General features: G+C 62.1%; 18 protein-coding genes and 1 other RNA gene. 9 read left to right on the forward strand and 10 right to left on the reverse strand.

Translation table 11 applies throughout. The features are described 5' to 3' along the window. Positions 1–7: 7 nt before the first annotated feature. A complete protein-coding gene (gene miaA / locus IE166_RS06505) occupies positions 8–925 on the reverse strand; it encodes a tRNA (adenosine(37)-N6)-dimethylallyltransferase MiaA (protein WP_189502649.1) in 918 nt (305 codons plus the stop codon). On the opposite strand from miaA, the gene serB reads away from it, so the two are divergent. The 3 genes from serB to IE166_RS06520 all read left to right on the forward strand — a co-directional run bounded on the left by serB (position 924) and on the right by IE166_RS06520 (position 3,017). After that, positions 924–1,811, forward strand: coding sequence for a phosphoserine phosphatase SerB (serB, locus tag IE166_RS06510; RefSeq protein WP_189502650.1), 888 nt, complete (start codon positions 924–926; stop codon positions 1,809–1,811). The two genes, miaA and serB, sit on opposite strands and share 2 nt — an antisense overlap. Continuing rightward, a complete protein-coding gene (locus tag IE166_RS06515) occupies positions 1,808–2,380 on the forward strand; it encodes a GNAT family N-acetyltransferase (protein WP_189502651.1) in 573 nt (190 codons plus the stop codon). Before serB ends, IE166_RS06515 begins: the two co-directional genes overlap by 4 nt. Positions 2,381–2,465: 85 nt before the next feature. Further along, a complete protein-coding gene (locus IE166_RS06520) occupies positions 2,466–3,017 on the forward strand; it encodes a hypothetical protein (protein ID WP_189502652.1) in 552 nt (183 codons plus the stop codon). Between the two features lie 29 nt (positions 3,018–3,046). On the opposite strand, the gene IE166_RS06525 is transcribed toward IE166_RS06520, so the two are convergent. The 7 genes from IE166_RS06525 to IE166_RS06555 form a co-directional block, all read right to left on the reverse strand. Further along, positions 3,047–3,226: a hypothetical protein gene (locus tag IE166_RS06525; protein ID WP_189502653.1), complete on the reverse strand. Its 180-nt coding sequence runs from the start codon at positions 3,224–3,226 to the stop codon at positions 3,047–3,049. Positions 3,227–3,291: 65 nt separating this feature from the next. After that, a complete protein-coding gene (locus IE166_RS06530) occupies positions 3,292–4,866 on the reverse strand; it encodes a DegQ family serine endoprotease (protein ID WP_189502654.1) in 1,575 nt (524 codons plus the stop codon). A 147-nt stretch (positions 4,867–5,013) separates the two neighbouring features. Further along, the gene (locus IE166_RS06535; protein WP_189502655.1) at positions 5,014–5,199 is read right to left on the reverse strand and encodes a DUF2065 domain-containing protein; all 186 of its coding nucleotides are present in this window, start codon (positions 5,197–5,199) and stop codon (positions 5,014–5,016) included. Between the two features lie 12 nt (positions 5,200–5,211). Further along, entirely contained in the window at positions 5,212–6,210 is a 999-nt protein-coding gene (gene hflC / locus IE166_RS06540) for a protease modulator HflC (protein WP_189502656.1), read from the reverse strand. Then, the gene (gene hflK, locus IE166_RS06545; protein ID WP_189502657.1) at positions 6,210–7,433 is read right to left on the reverse strand and encodes an FtsH protease activity modulator HflK; all 1,224 of its coding nucleotides are present in this window, start codon (positions 7,431–7,433) and stop codon (positions 6,210–6,212) included. The genes hflC and hflK overlap by 1 nt, the downstream gene beginning before the upstream one ends. 148 nt (positions 7,434–7,581) lie before the next feature. Beyond that, a complete protein-coding gene (locus IE166_RS06550) occupies positions 7,582–8,100 on the reverse strand; it encodes a dihydrofolate reductase (RefSeq protein WP_189502658.1) in 519 nt (172 codons plus the stop codon). A gap of 42 nt (positions 8,101–8,142) precedes the next feature. Then, positions 8,143–9,060 (reverse strand): thymidylate synthase, encoded by a 918-nt coding sequence (locus IE166_RS06555; protein WP_189502659.1) that lies wholly within the window; start codon positions 9,058–9,060, stop codon positions 8,143–8,145. A 187-nt stretch (positions 9,061–9,247) separates the two neighbouring features. Here IE166_RS06555 and msrP point away from each other — a divergent pair, with 187 nt between their 5' ends. From msrP to IE166_RS06585, 6 genes are all read left to right on the forward strand, one after another. Further along, entirely contained in the window at positions 9,248–10,162 is a 915-nt protein-coding gene (gene msrP / locus IE166_RS06560) for a protein-methionine-sulfoxide reductase catalytic subunit MsrP (RefSeq protein WP_189502660.1), read from the forward strand. Next, positions 10,159–10,755: a protein-methionine-sulfoxide reductase heme-binding subunit MsrQ gene (msrQ, locus tag IE166_RS06565; RefSeq protein WP_189502661.1), complete on the forward strand. Its 597-nt coding sequence runs from the start codon at positions 10,159–10,161 to the stop codon at positions 10,753–10,755. Before msrP ends, msrQ begins: the two co-directional genes overlap by 4 nt. 1 nt (position 10,756) lies before the next feature. After that, positions 10,757–11,113, forward strand: a transfer-messenger RNA (tmRNA) gene (gene ssrA / locus IE166_RS06570). 139 nt (positions 11,114–11,252) lie between these two features. Beyond that, complete coding sequence (locus IE166_RS06575; protein ID WP_189502662.1) at positions 11,253–11,834, forward strand: SspB family protein; 582 nt, start codon at positions 11,253–11,255, stop codon at positions 11,832–11,834. A gap of 8 nt (positions 11,835–11,842) precedes the next feature. Beyond that, a complete protein-coding gene (locus IE166_RS06580) occupies positions 11,843–12,019 on the forward strand; it encodes a DUF4169 family protein (RefSeq protein WP_189502663.1) in 177 nt (58 codons plus the stop codon). Positions 12,020–12,027: 8 nt separating this feature from the next. Then, positions 12,028–12,255 (forward strand): ribbon-helix-helix domain-containing protein, encoded by a 228-nt coding sequence (locus tag IE166_RS06585; protein WP_189502664.1) that lies wholly within the window; start codon positions 12,028–12,030, stop codon positions 12,253–12,255. 30 nt (positions 12,256–12,285) lie between these two features. On the opposite strand, the gene IE166_RS06590 is transcribed toward IE166_RS06585, so the two are convergent. After that, the gene (locus IE166_RS06590; RefSeq protein WP_189502665.1) at positions 12,286–13,569 is read right to left on the reverse strand and encodes a CynX/NimT family MFS transporter; all 1,284 of its coding nucleotides are present in this window, start codon (positions 13,567–13,569) and stop codon (positions 12,286–12,288) included. Between the two features lie 184 nt (positions 13,570–13,753). Beyond that, positions 13,754–14,176 (reverse strand): VOC family protein, encoded by a 423-nt coding sequence (locus IE166_RS06595; protein ID WP_189502666.1) that lies wholly within the window; start codon positions 14,174–14,176, stop codon positions 13,754–13,756. Positions 14,177–14,197 lie beyond the last annotated feature (21 nt).

The raw sequence follows: 14,197 nt of genomic DNA on the forward strand, positions 1-14,197 counted from the left end.
TCAGCGCCTACTCGAACCCAGAAATCCGCTGCCATTCCTGCCCGAACTGGTTGCGGAACCAAGTCGATTGCCGGCGCGCATATTGCCGTGTCGCGATCTTGGCGCGTTCGATCGCGTCCGCCAGCGGCATGCGGTCGGCCAACACCTCACCAAGCTCGCGCACGCCGATCGCCTTCATCGCGGGCACGGCCGGATCGGGCTCGAGCGCCAACAGCGCCGCCACTTCATCCAGCGCGCCGTCTTCCACCATGCGGTCGAAGCGGCGATTGATCCGCTCGACCAACACGGCGCGATCCGGCTCGATCACCCGAAACGAAGCGCTCGCACGGTCGATCAGCGCCGGGCGGCTATCGGCCTGCCATTCCGAGATTGAACGGCCCGACGTTTCCAGCACCTCCAACGCCCGCACGATCCGCTGCCCGTCGCCGGGGCGCAGGACAGCCGCCATCTTGGGATCTTCAGCGCGCAGGATGCGATGGAGCTTGTCCGGCCCCTCCTCATGCAGCTTGTAGCGCCAGCGGTCGCGGATATGCGGCGGGATCGCCGGCATTTCGGCAAACCCTTCCACCAGCCCCCGAAAATAGAGCCCGGTGCCGCCAACGAAGATCAGGGGCCGGTCGCCCTGCCGCGCAGCAAGCGCTGCCACGTCGCGCAGCCAGGAGCCGGTCGAGAACGCGATTGTCGGCGCAACATGGCCGTAAAGGACGTGCGGCGCTTGTTCGAGATCAGCCTCACCTGGCCGCGCCGTCACGACGCGCAGCACATCATAGACCTGCATGGAATCGGCGTTGACGATGAGGGCACCACTTGCCCGAGCCAGCCGCACGGCCAGCGCCGACTTGCCGCTGGCAGTCGGCCCCGCTATCAGGGTTGCATTGCGGATCAAGCCTGCCGCCGTCCTCGAACTGTCAGCCGAAACGCTCATGTCCCTCGTCGTCACACTCGTCTGTCATCCCGCGCAGCCCATCCTCACCGCTGAAATCGCCAACCGTGTTGCGCAAGCGATCGGCGCCGGAACGGCCACTTGGCTTGCCGAAACCATCGCCTGCGATCTCACGCCAAGTCCCGACCTCGATAAGACCGCCGTAGAACGCCTCGGCCGTGAAGCTCTAGCCGATCAGCCCATCGACATCATAGTGCAGCCCACGGAAAATCGCAGGAAAAAAATCCTGATCGCCGACATGGATTCGACGATGATCGATCAGGAATGCATCGACGAACTGGCGGCCGAAATCGGCTTGAAGAAGCATGTCGCCGCCATCACAGCGCGCGCCATGAATGGCGAGATTGCCTTCGAGCCCGCTTTGCGCGAGCGCGTTGCCTTGCTCAAGGACCTGGAAACCAGCGTCATCGCCAAGGTGATCGACACCCGCATTCACCTGGCCTCCGGCGGCCGCACGCTCGTCGCGACGATGCGCGCTAACGGCGCCTACACCGCGCTGATTTCCGGCGGCTTCCTCAACTTTACCAACCCTATCGCCGCCGAACTCGGCTTCGATGAAAACCGCGCCAACACCCTGATCGCCGAGAACGGGCGCTTTTCCGGCCTTGTCGCGGAGCCGATCCTTGGCCGCGAAGCCAAGGCGCAGGCGCTTCGCGAGATTGCCGCCGAACGCGGCGTGACGCTCGCCGATGCGCTGGCTGTCGGCGACGGCGCCAACGATCTCGGCATGATCCAACTGGCTGGCAGTGGCGTCGCCCTTCATGCCAAGCCGGTGGTTGCAGAACAGGCGGCCATTCGCATCGACCATGGCGACCTCACCGCCCTGCTCTATCTCCAAGGTTATAGCCAATCGGATTTCGTCCATTGAAACCGCTGCGCACCAAACGGCTGATCCTCCGCAACTGGGAAGAGCGCGACCGCGAACTCTTCCACGAAATCAACTCCGACCCCGAAGTCATGCGCTTCTTCCCCATGCGCCGCGACCGCTCTGCCGCCGATGCGGTGATGGATCGGCTTCAAAGCGAGATCGAACGCGACGGCTACGGTTTCGCGGCCGTGGAACTGGCGCAGACCGGCGAGTGCATCGGCTTCGTCGGCATTCGCAAGGACCCGCGCATTCTCAGGGTATCACCTGACGCAACAGAGATCGGCTGGCGCTTGAAGCGCAACCTTTGGGGCAAGGGTTATGCCACGGAAGCCGCGCGCGAGTGGCTGCGCTTCGGCTTCCAGGATTTGAGCCTGGAAGAAATCGTCTCCTTCGCCGTTGCCAACAATACATGGTCGCTCGCTGTCATGGAGCGCATCGGCATGTGGCACGACCAGAAGGGCGACTTCGACCATGAGGACGTGCCCGACACCCACCCGCATCTGAAGCGCCATGCGCTCTACCGGCTAAGCCGCGCTGACTGGAAGAAGAAAAGGGAAGCAGGGGCTTAGACGCTCTTCCGGACTCACTTTCTCAAGCCGCTGAAATGGGGCGATAGCCCTCTACAAGGAAGCGATGATGCTCACCGCCTTGTTGATGTCCCTCCTCCTGGCGCAAGCCGGAGACACCAACGTGGCACCCTTAGCCGATACCTACCCGCTTCCCTGCACCTACTGGTCCGAGCGCGATCTGGAAACGGTCGAGCACTGTGCAGCTCAGACAGCCGACGGGTACAGCATCGCCCCTGCCATCCTCGCCGACCTTTCCTACACCGACGACCTCGCCACCATCACCTTCCCCGGCCACCAATGGTTCTATCGCCATCGCAACGGCCGCCTGGTTGAGGTTCTGACCTACGACAACGGCCCTGACGCCTTTGCGGAAGGACTGGCACGTGGGCGCATCGGCGATGATCTCGTCTATATCGACCACGACCTCGACGTGAAAATCAGCGCGCCCTACACATTCGGCTTCCCGTTCGAGAACGGCCGCGCCGATGTCTGCACCGGCTGCGTCTCCAAGCCGGTCGGCAATGGAGAATACTCCTATATGGCAGGCGGCCTATGGGGCGTGATCGACAAACAAGGTCGAGAAATCGTCAAGCTGGCACCATTGCCTGAGCAAGGTGAGAAGCCTGCGAAGCCTTGATGGTCCGCAGCAAACAGGCCGGGCAGGAGCTACTTGCGCTTGTGGTCGCCCTTGTCGCCCTCGCCGGATTTGGCTTCCGTTTTCGCGTGTTTGCGAACGTCCTGCGACAAGGACCGGCCGACATCGACCGATTCCTTGAACTGGCCTTTTTCATCGCGACGGACATAACGCTTGTCCGTGCCCGTATCGATCAACTCACGCTTGCTCATATCGGAACCTCGCTGGTGAACGTACAAAGAACCATCACCAGCACCACAGGTTCCATAAGGATCCGCTAATCGATCCGCAGCGTTACGAATCGCAGCTCGCCCGTTTTGGAAGCGAGCATCAGCAACGCGTTCTTGCGGCCCTGCTCCTTCAGCGCCTGCACGCGGTCGAGCACGTCCTTCGGCGACGCCACCGATTCCTGTGCGATCTCGGTGATCACTTCGCCAGGCTCGATGCCCTTCTCCGCAGCGGCCGATCCCTCGGCCACTTCCGAGATCAGAACGCCCGAAACTTCCTTGGCGATGGAAAAGGTTTCACGCTGTTCGTCGGTCAGCTCGCCGATGGTCATGCCGAGCGTCGTGGCATTTTCCACCACATCCGGCTCAGCTGCTTCCGGCGCATCCGTGCCTTCTGCAACCTCGGCCTCCTCGCTGTCTTCGAGGCGGCCAAGCGTCACCTGAACCGTCTGCTCGACGCCCTTGCGCACGATCACGACGTCCACCGCCTTGCCGACCGGGCTGTCGGCCACAACGCGCGGCAGGTCGCGCATTTCGCGCACATCCTTGCCGTCGAACTTCAGCACCACGTCGCCCGGCTGAATGCTGCCATTGTCGACCGGCCCACCCTTGATGACGCCGGCAACCAGCGCGCCATGAGCGCGGTCCATATTCAGGCTCTCGGCGATGTCGTCTGTGACCGGCTGGATGCGCACGCCGAGCCAGCCGCGCCGCGTTTCGCCAAATTCGCGGATCTGCGACACCACACCCGACGCCATCTTCGCCGGAATGGAGAAGCCGATGCCGATCGAACCACCCGACGGCGAGATGATCGCCGTGTTGATGCCGATGACCTCGCCGCGCATGTTGAACAGCGGCCCACCGGAATTGCCGCGATTGATCGCGGCATCGGTCTGGATGAAGTCGTCATAGGGACCTGAATTGATGTCGCGGTTGCGCGCCGAGATAATGCCTACCGTCACCGTGCCGCCCAGCCCGAACGGGTTGCCGACCGCCATCACCCAGTCACCGATCCGCATTTCATCGGAATTGCCGAACTGCACGGATGTCAGCTTGCGCGCCTTGGCGTCGACCTTCAACACGGCAAGATCGGTCTTGGTGTCGCGTCCAACGAGCTCAGCCTTGAGCTTGCCGCCATCGGCAAAGATCACTTCGATCGCGTCCGCATCGGCGATCACGTGGTTGTTGGTGACGACGATGCCTTCCTGCGCATCGATCACGAAGCCTGAGCCCAGCGACTGCACGTCGCGCGGACCCTGATTTTGGCCTTCGCGGTTCTTAAAGAACTCGTCGAAGAAGTCCTGAAACGGAGATCCCTCCGGCAGTTCCGGCATCGGTACAGGCCCCTGGCCCTCCGTACCCGTCACATGCTGGGAGGTCGAAATGTTCACCACCGCGCCAAGCAGATCGTCGGCGAGATCGGCGACGGAAGCCGGTCCCTGGATCGGCGTCGGCTGCGCCGGCTGCCCCTGAGGTGTCCCGGGAGCAGGCGCCGGTGCGGGCTGTGAAGCGGGCGGCACGGATGGTGCGCTAAGCTGAGCAAAGGCTGGAGACAAGCCACTCGTGGCGACGAGCGCCACGGCTGTCAGAAGGCGGAGGCTGGTCCGTACCCCGGTTGACGTCATGACACTTCTCCGATCACCGATGGTCCTGGATCCAGCGCTAGGGATCGTGAGAATCCCGAGCGAAGCAATGGGTGCATGATTGCGAGAAATGAGGCGCGTTTGCGACCCTCAATTCTCGCTCACCACATAAATCCTGTGTGAAAGGCGCTAGCCCCGGATGACCCAGATCAGCACCACGCCGGCGATCATGGCGACCAACCCGCCGATCCGCAACACACCATCGGATGTTCCGCGCACCTCCTCGGCGAGGCGGCGCGCGAAAAACGGAAAGCCGCAATAGATCAGGCCTTCGATCACCAGAACGAGGCCGATCGCGTCCAGAAAATCGTTCACTTGCGAGAACGATTACTGGGCGGCGGGCGCAGGCGCTGCCGGAGCAGGAGCCGCCGGCGCCAAAGGGGCTGGAGTTGCCTGCGCAGCCGGACCGGATGCCGTCGGACGAGCAGGAGCAGGCGATGCCGAACCGGCCCCCATCGGGTTCTGGAAGAAGCGGAAGAAGTCCGAATCCGGAGACAGGAGCATGGTCGTGCCCTGGCCGTTCAGCGCCTGGTCGTAAGCCGACATCGAGCGATAGAACTCGAAGAACTGCGGATCGCGGCTGAAGGCGTCGGCAAAGATCTTGGAGCGTTCGCCCTCGCCTTCACCGCGCAGGATCTCGGATTCCTTCTGCGCTTCGGCCGTGATCTCGACGACCTCACGATCGGCACGAGCCCGGATCCGCTGAGCCGCTTCACGACCGCGCGCACGCAGGCGCTCAGCCTCGGCCAGACGTTCGGCCTTCATGCGCTCATAGGTCTGCTGCGACACTTCCTGCGTCAGATCCGTACGGCGGATGCGGACATCCGTGATCTGCAGGCCGAGTGAGGTTGCGTCGGGACGCAGCTGATCGGCCACTTCCTTCATCATGTCACCGCGCTCTTCGGACAGTGCGGCTTCAAAGCCACGCAAACCATAGACCCGACGCAAGGCAGCGTCGAAACGGGTGCGCAGACGCTGTTCGGCCAGCTGTACGCTACCCGAAACGGCGGAGCGGAAGGTCCGAGCATTTTCGATGCGATAGGCAACGAAGGCATCGACCTCGTAGAACTTGCCGCCCGAAACCTGCACGCGAATATTGTCGAGGTCGAAGCGCATGACGCGGTCGTCCACGAGCTGCACATTGTCGGCATCCAGAAAGCCGAAAGGCGCTTTGAAGTAGATACCGGGCTCGGTTTTCACGTCCACTATTTCGCCGAAGCGCAGAACGATGGCCTGCTGACGCTCATTCACCACGAAGATCGAGGAATAAAGCAGCAGGGCGAGAACCGCGACGATGATGAGGACTGCGGGAAGACGATTCGTCATCAGTTCGACCCTCCCGTGGTCTGGCCGGTTGCCTGGCTATGATTGTAGACCGGTTGCGACGTATCCTCCGCGGCCGGGCGGTTTTGCAGCTGAGGCAGCGGCAGATAAGGCACAACGCCCGATCCGTTGCCGCTCGCGCTCGGCTCCACGATCACCTTATTGGAGTTGCGCAGCACACGCTCCATGGTTTCCAGGAACAGGCGCTGACGGGTCACTTCCGGCGCCAGCGCATACTGGTCGTAAACCGACACGAAGCGCTGTGCCTCACCCTGAGCCTCCTGCACGACGCGGTTCTTGTAGGCCGCGGCTTCTTCGCGAAGCTGCGCTGCCTGGCCACGCGCCTGGCCGAGCTTCTGGTTGGAATACTGGTTGGATTCTTCCACGAAGCGGTCTTCGTCCTGTTCAGCGCGCTGCACTTCGTCGAACGCATCGGCCACTTCGCGCGGCGGTGCTGCGTCCTCGATCGAAATCGCATTCACATTGATGCCCGCCTGATACTGGTCGAGCGTACCCTGGATGATGCCACGAACAGCCTCGGCGATGCCTTGGCGATCGTCGCGGAAAATGTCTTGTGCCGGACGGCGGCCAACGGCCTCGCGCATCGCGCTTTCGGCAACCTGGCGTACCATTTCCTCGGGATCGGCCACCTTGAACAGGTAAGCGATCGGATCGGACACCTGATAAGCCACGGAGAACCGGACATCGACGATGTTCTGGTCGCCCGAAAGCATCAGACCCGACGTGTTCTGCCCGCCGCGCGCTTCGCCGATATTGACCAGCTTTTCCGCGATGTTGGCGATCTCGACCGTTTCCACCGGCCACCAATGGAAATGCAGGCCCGGCTCGGAAAGCTCGGCCTTGGGTTTGCCGAAGCGCAGCTCGACCGCAACCTCGTCAGGCTGCACCGTGTAGATGGACTGGATGGCCCAGAAACCAAGAAGAACGATGGCGATCAAGCCGTAAAGCGCCGGGCTGCCGCCGAGACCGGTGCCTACCCCGCCGCCATTATTGCCGCCACCGCCACCCGGCAGCGCGCGACGCAGACGATCCTGGCCGCGCCGGATGATGTCTTCGAGGTCGGGCGGCGTACCCTGGGGTCCGCTTGGACGGTTGGGCTTTTGCCCCCAAGGCCCGTTGCCGCCGTCACCGCCGCCGCTACCGCCATTGTTGCTGCCGCCACCCCACGGCCCGCCGCCGCCGTTGCTCTGATTATTCCAGGGCATTCAAGTCCTTTCGAAACACGCCGTGCTTGCGGGGAATTATCGCTCCACCACACCCTTGCCATCTCTATAGGCACCCACAGCCACGCTTTCAACGCGACCGAACAACCACTTGGAAGAAGGTTAAGCGCGTGAAGGCGCTGGACCGCCCTTAGGGCGATGCGCGGCGGCGCTCGTAAACCACACAACGGGTGGGATACTGGTCCTTTTCTCCAGCCGGCACTTCGAGGCTGGTGGTTTCAACAAAGCGTTGCGGATCAATGGGCGGGAAGGTCACATCGCCATCCACATCGGCCAGTACATGCGTGACCCGCAATCGGTCCGCGATCCCCATGGCCTGCTCGAAAAGCTGCCCACCGCCAATCACGCAGATTTCATCGGCTTCCGGCAGGGCTTTGGACCGTGTGCGCGCCAGAGACAGCGCATCCGCCAGCGAGTGCGCGATTTCGACGCCTTCGGGATGATAATCGCGATTGTGCGTGACGACGATGTTGAGCCGTCCGGGCAAGGGCTTGCCGATGCTCTCATACGTCAGCCGGCCCATCACGACAGGCTTGCCCATCGTGTCGGCCTTGAAGCGCTTCAGATCGCTCGACAAGCGCCAGGGCAGTTGCCCGTCGCGGCCCACCACGCCATTCTCAGCGACTGCCACCACAAGCGTCACATCCATGCCCGTCTCCCCCTGCTTGACGAGCACCTTAGCAGCTTGTTTTCAAACGGCTACCTCGGCCGCGATCGCCGGATGCGGATCGTAGCCATCCACGACGAAATCCTCGATGCGGTAATCGTCGATGCTGGCAGCCTTACGGGCCAGCCGCATGGTCGGCATCGGCCGTGGCTCGCGCGACATCTGTTCCTGCGCGGCCTCGAAATGGTTGAGGTAGAGATGCACGTCACCGCCGACCCACACGAAGTCGCCAAGTTCGAGATCGGCCTGATCCGCCAGCATCAGCATCAGTGCCACCGTGCCCACCCAATTGAACGGCGCGCCAAGCAGAAGATCGACCGAACGCTGCATCATCATGCAGGACAGCCGGCCCTTCGAAACGAAGAACTGATACACCATGTGGCAGGGCGGCAGCGCCATCTCACCGAGTTCCGCCACGTTCCAGGCATGAAACAGCATGCGGCGGCTTGCCGGATTGGTTTTCAGCGTCTCCACCAGCGTCGCGATCTGGTCATGCACGCGGCCGTCCGGCCCCTGCCAGCGCCGCCATTGCTTGCCATAGATCGGCCCAAGCTCGCCCCAGCGCGCCGAGAAGTCATCGTCGGAAAGGATGCGGTCTTCGAAATCCTTCTGGCTGATCGCCTCGCCGCTAGCTTCACGATACTTCGCCAGCGGCCAATCGCTCCAGATCCGCACATTCTCCTGCAACAGCGAGCGCAGATCGGTGCGGCCGGTCAGGAACCACAGCATTTCCTTGACCGCCGTTTTCCAGAACACCTTCTTGGTGGTCAGGATCGGCACCTGCCCGTTCGACAGGTCGAAGCGCAAGGTTTCGCCAAACAGCGAGCGCGTACCGACGCCAGTGCGGTCCAGCCGCTCGTCGCCGCGTTCGAAAACACGGGCCATCAGGTCGAGATACTGCTGTTCCGGCGCGGTGAAGGCCGCAGGCAATCTGTTGAGCATGGCCTATGCCCTTACACGATTCTCAACCCTTTCGGGAGGGACTCCAGCAACGAAGTCGCCTCGTCAGCACTATGTGAAGAGGGTTGGGAAACTTTGTTCATTAGCGAACCGTTTCTAAAGCGTCGGTTCCGCACCATCTGCATGCAGGATTGCGCTGAGCCCCATTCGGATCAACAGGAGAACTGCGATGGCGAACCGTACCAAGATGAACTGGTCGGATGTGACGCCGAGGCCGCTTTGGCTGAACCGTCGCGCCCTGATTGCCGGCATGGGCGCAACCGCTTTGGCCTCGCCCGCACTCGCAAAAATCGCCGCGCAGCCGAGCCGTTTTTCCACCGACGCCAAGCCGAACACGCTGGAAGAGATCACCAACTACAACAACTTCTATGAGTTCGGCTGGGACAAGACCGATCCCGCCGCCAACGCCGGCCAGCTGAAGATCGATCCTTGGTCCGTTCAGGTAGACGGCCTGGTGGATCGTCCCGGCACCTATGATCTCGCCGACATCATGAAGGACCGCCCACTCGAGGAGCGCATCTACCGCTTCCGCTGCGTGGAAGCCTGGTCGATGGTGATCCCCTGGATCGGCTTCGAGCTCGCCGGCCTGCTCAACCGTTTCGGCGTGCAGCCCTCGGCCAAATACGTCGCGTTCCAGACCCTTCATCGCCCCGAAGAAATGCCCGGCCAGCGCGCAGGCGGCATCAATTGGCCCTATGTGGAAGGCCTGCGCCTGGATGAAGCGATGAACCCGCTCACCATCATGGCGACCGGCCTTTACGGCGAGAACCTGCCCAAGCAGAACGGCGCGCCCTTGCGCCTCGTCGTGCCATGGAAATACGGCTTCAAGTCGATCAAGAGCATCGTCAAGATCAGCCTCGTCGCCGAACAGCCGCCAACGACGTGGCAGCAGCTGCAGCCCAGCGAATATGGCTTCTTTGCCAATGTGAACCCCGAAGTGAACCACCCGCGCTGGAGCCAGGCGACCGAACGCACGATCGGCGGCGGCTTCTTTGCCAGCCGCAAGGAAACGCTGAAGTTCAACGGCTATGGCGACGAAGTGGCCAGCCTTTACAGCGGTCTCGATCTGGCGAAAAACTATTGATCGCCCGCCTCGATACCTGGCTGAAGCGCGTCCCGAACTGGGCCGTCTGGCTGGCGGGCTTTCTCCCGCTTGCCTGGCTAGTCTGGCTCGTCGTCAGCAATGATCTCGGCGTCGACCCCGTCAAGGAGATCGAGCATCGTCTGGGCAAGATCGCGCTGTGGTTCCTTATTGGCGGCCTCGTCATCACGCCGCTGCGAAAGTTCGTCGGCCTCAACTTCCTGCGCTATCGCCGCGCGATCGGCCTGCTCGCCTTCATCTATGTCGTGCTGCATCTCATGGCCTGGGCGGTGTTCGACATGGGGCTTCTTCTGAGCCAGGCCGCCAACGACCTGTTCCGCCGCCCCTATCTGATCTTCGGCATCAGCGCCTTCATCCTGCTGATCCCGCTCGCGGTCACTTCGAACAAGGCGTCGATCCGCAAGCTCGGCGCCAACTGGCGACGTCTGCACTGGCTGGTCTATCCCGCCGTACTGCTCGGCGTGGTGCATTATCTCTGGCAGATGAAGGTGATCCGCACCGAAGGGTGGATCTGGCTCGCCGTCGTTATCCTGCTCCTGGCCACTCGGATCAAGTTTCCAAAATCGTCCCGCTAAGCACCTTTGCAGCGCCGGATAACTAACCTATATCAGACCCTGTCAGCTTGACTGACTATGGAAATAAACGGCCGTTGAAATAAGCCATTCGGACCCGGGGGCGGTACCCGGCGCCTCCACCACGAACCGCTCCTTTGAGCGGCTGGTGCTGGGGGCGAAATAGGATCGACGAGGGTGTAAAGAGCGGACTTTTTCCCGGCATTGTACCACCGTTATCGGGCTACAACTGTAGTTGCAAACGACAACTATGCGGAAGCACGTCTCGCCGCTTAATGCGGTGCGATAGCTTCAAATCAAGCCCTAGGGGTTCGCACTTCTAGGCGGGGTTCGGAGGTACCTGGCAACAGAAACCTCCACTTCCCCTTTTTGTCTCTATCCATCTTTCGTGAAGCCGCACCTTCCCCAGCTTCAAGGCCGCGCCATATCGTTGTGAGTTTACGAGGAAGCCAAGCTTCTCTAAAGCTACGCCAACGATTCAACCGGACCTGCCTGGCTCCATGGCCGAAGACCACATTCGCTACGATATCCTGGCCCAGGAAGCACTGCGCGGCGTCATGCGCAAAGTGCTGATCGAGGTCGCGCGCACCGGTTTGCCGGGCAACCACCACTTCTTCATCACCTTTCTGACGGGCGCGCCCGGCGTGCGGATTTCGTCGCGCCTGAAGGAACGTTACCCTGAGCAGATGACCATCGTGGTGCAGTTCCAATATTGGGACCTCAAGGTTACCGATACCGGCTTCGAGGTCGGCTTGTCCTTTTCCGACGTACCAGAAAAGCTTGAAATCCCATTCGCAGCCGTGCGCGGCTTCTATGATCCGTCGGTCAATTTCGAGCTGGAGTTCGACGTCAAGCCGGTTGAACCGGCCGCCGCTCCCGTTGAGCCCACGCCGATGCTGAAGGCCGTCGACAACAATGCGCCCGCGGAGCCGAAGCCTCTTCCGGCAAAGGCACCCAAGGCCGAAAAGACCAAGAAGGCCCAGGAGCCCGCGCCAAGCGAACCGACCGAAGACAAGTCGGAAGACGAAGCGCCAAAGGCCGGCGCAGATGTCGTATCCCTCGACGCCTTCCGCAAGAAGTAAGCGCCGTCATGGGCGACATCGTCAATCTCCGCACCGTCCGCAAACAGCGCGATCGTGCGGAGGATGCCCGCAAGGCTGACGAGAACCGCGCCCGCTTCGGCCGCACCAAGGCCGAAAAGCAGGCGGAAGCCAAGGCTGCCGAACGCGCTGAAACGCAGCTCGACAATCACCGCCGCGAGCCCTGACGGCTTCGATGAGCGGCGTCCTCAAGCGCTCGGTCACGATCGGCGGCCATCGCACCAGCTTTTCGCTCGAAACCGCCTTCCACACCGAACTGGAGCGCATCGCAGCCAAGCGCGCTACCAGCATGAGCGCCTTGATTGCCGAAATCGACGCCGCCCGCGATCCCGCCACCAACCTGTCCTCGGCAATTCGCCTGTTCGTGCTGGCCGATCTTAAGGCGCAGGTCGAGCAGGTTTAGCGCATCCCGGCCGATTGCCGTACGACGCCATCAAAGATCATACTGATTGACCTGAACATGCTTGGCCCGCCCGGCGCCCAGCCCGGCCGTAATCGCACCGCCGCCGATCAAGAGCAGCAGCCATGCGCAGGCAACGAAGCTGCCGGTCCAGCTATGGATCAGACCAACAAGCAGCGGCCCGAGCGAGGCGATTACATATCCCCCGCCCTGCGCCATGCCCGACAGATAAGCCGCGACACGCGCATCGGGCGAGCGCAGCACGATCATCGTCATCGCCACCGCGATCAGTCCGCCCTGCCCGATCCCCTGCACCACTGCCAGGATCCAGATCGACCACAGGGGCGCGAAGATGAAGCCGAGCAGCGCCAGCATGGCGCAGCTGATCAGAACGGTATTGATAAGGCGCTGATCGCGGCAGCGCACGGCGATCGACGGGATGACCAGACAAGCCGCAACCTGCACCATCACGTCGGTCGAGACCACCAGCCCGGCCGTCGCCGCATCCAAGCCGCGCTCGCGCAGGATCGGCGAAAGCCAGCCGAACACGATATAGGCGAAGGCCGATTGCAGGCCCATGAAGAAGGTCACCTGCCAAGCTAGTGGGTCGCGCCAAAGCCCTTCTACCCGGTGCTGTTTATGCGCATGCGCCGCGTTGAGACGGAGGGTTTGCGGTGCCCATATACAGGCGACCGCTAGAGCGGGCAGCGCCCATACCGCTAAAGCGAGCTGCCAGCTTCCGAACGCGGTTTCCACCGGAACAGTTATGCCGGCGGCAGCGGCGGCGCCGGCACAAAGCGCCATCGTATAAAGCCCCGTCATCATGGCCGCGCGATCGGGAAAGTCGCGTTTCACCAGGCCGGGCAAAAGCACGTTGCCAACGGCGATCGCGGCACCGGACAGAACCGTGCCGAAGAACAGGATCGGCACCCAGCCCAAGCCCCGCAGGCCTGTCCCCAAAGCCAGAACAAGCAGAACCGCCAATAGAACCCGCTCTGCCCCCAGCCGCTGCGCCAGTCGCGGCGCTATCGGCGCAAAGAGGCCGAGACAAACAACTGGCAGCGTGGTCAGAACGCTGGCGCTGGTCGTGGATAGCCCGGCCCCTTGCACCACTTCGGGCAGGATCGAAGACAGGCTGGAAAACACCGGCCGCAGGTTGGCGGCAATCAGAACCAGGCTCAGGCCCAGCAAAAAGCGTGCAGCGGTTGAGCGCGCAGGCGTAGCAAGCGGCGCGGGCGCACTGTCGGCTTCCGCGTCGATCAGCGTGATCTCGGTTTCTTCAAAAGAACCGGCGGGTGATGCGGGTCGTTGGATCATCAAGCAGCCAAGCCACGAAACGCCCGCCGCTTCAACCGCATTTGCCTCTGGCCTAATCGTTCACGCGCAAATGGTGGACGAGGTGGCCATCGACGGAAAACGGCTGACGCGGTCCCACTCGCGAGAAGGTAAAAGCAAGATCGCGTCAGCACTCAGCCGCTTGAAAGCCTAAAGCGCTTCTTCCTCAAACACCGAATGTCACCCGCCCGCTCTCATCGATCATCCATGCTGGGTTCCACGCGATCTCCCAAGCGTGACCATCTGGATCGCTGACATAACCCCGAAAGCCGCCATGCGGAGGCGCATCGCCTTTACGAAGCAGGGTTCCGCCCGCAGCCACCAGTTGCTCGATCACAAGATCGACGTCGTGCCGCTCAGGAACATTATGCGCGAGAGCGATCGCGCTGGGCGCTGCCTGGCTAGCGCGCTGCATGTCACCGTCCAGCCCCGGGTTCTGCCACGTACCGAGCATAAGGCCGTTCATCTGGTAGAAGATGATCTCATCATTCTCGAACACGGGCGCCCAACCGAACCCGCCGACATAGAAGCCGCGCGAACGTGTCATCGACTGGACACCCAACGTGATGACGGAAATCTGTTGTTGCATAGCCAAAGTCCTTCTCTTGCT

Source organism: Tianweitania populi, from assembly GCF_014652875.1.
Taxonomy (GTDB): domain Bacteria; phylum Pseudomonadota; class Alphaproteobacteria; order Rhizobiales; family Rhizobiaceae; genus Tianweitania; species Tianweitania populi.

Excerpts from the sequence above, each read along its gene's own strand:
- serB (WP_189502650.1), top strand. The coding sequence starts at position 924 with ATGTCCCTCGTCGTCACACTCGTCTGTCATCCCGCGCAGCCCATCCTC.
- miaA (WP_189502649.1), bottom strand. The coding sequence starts at position 925 with ATGAGCGTTTCGGCTGACAGTTCGAGGACGGCGGCAGGCTTGATCCGC.
- IE166_RS06520 (WP_189502652.1), top strand. The coding sequence starts at position 2,466 with ATGTCCCTCCTCCTGGCGCAAGCCGGAGACACCAACGTGGCACCCTTA.
- IE166_RS06525 (WP_189502653.1), bottom strand. The coding sequence starts at position 3,226 with ATGAGCAAGCGTGAGTTGATCGATACGGGCACGGACAAGCGTTATGTC.
- IE166_RS06530 (WP_189502654.1), bottom strand. The coding sequence starts at position 4,866 with ATGACGTCAACCGGGGTACGGACCAGCCTCCGCCTTCTGACAGCCGTG.
- hflC (WP_189502656.1), bottom strand. The coding sequence starts at position 6,210 with ATGACGAATCGTCTTCCCGCAGTCCTCATCATCGTCGCGGTTCTCGCC.
- hflK (WP_189502657.1), bottom strand. The coding sequence starts at position 7,433 with ATGCCCTGGAATAATCAGAGCAACGGCGGCGGCGGGCCGTGGGGTGGC.
- IE166_RS06550 (WP_189502658.1), bottom strand. The coding sequence starts at position 8,100 with ATGGATGTGACGCTTGTGGTGGCAGTCGCTGAGAATGGCGTGGTGGGC.
- IE166_RS06555 (WP_189502659.1), bottom strand. The coding sequence starts at position 9,060 with ATGCTCAACAGATTGCCTGCGGCCTTCACCGCGCCGGAACAGCAGTAT.
- msrP (WP_189502660.1), top strand. The coding sequence starts at position 9,248 with ATGGCGAACCGTACCAAGATGAACTGGTCGGATGTGACGCCGAGGCCG.
- IE166_RS06575 (WP_189502662.1), top strand. The coding sequence starts at position 11,253 with ATGGCCGAAGACCACATTCGCTACGATATCCTGGCCCAGGAAGCACTG.
- IE166_RS06580 (WP_189502663.1), top strand. The coding sequence starts at position 11,843 with ATGGGCGACATCGTCAATCTCCGCACCGTCCGCAAACAGCGCGATCGT.
- IE166_RS06585 (WP_189502664.1), top strand. The coding sequence starts at position 12,028 with ATGAGCGGCGTCCTCAAGCGCTCGGTCACGATCGGCGGCCATCGCACC.
- IE166_RS06590 (WP_189502665.1), bottom strand. The coding sequence starts at position 13,569 with ATGATCCAACGACCCGCATCACCCGCCGGTTCTTTTGAAGAAACCGAG.
- IE166_RS06595 (WP_189502666.1), bottom strand. The coding sequence starts at position 14,176 with ATGCAACAACAGATTTCCGTCATCACGTTGGGTGTCCAGTCGATGACA.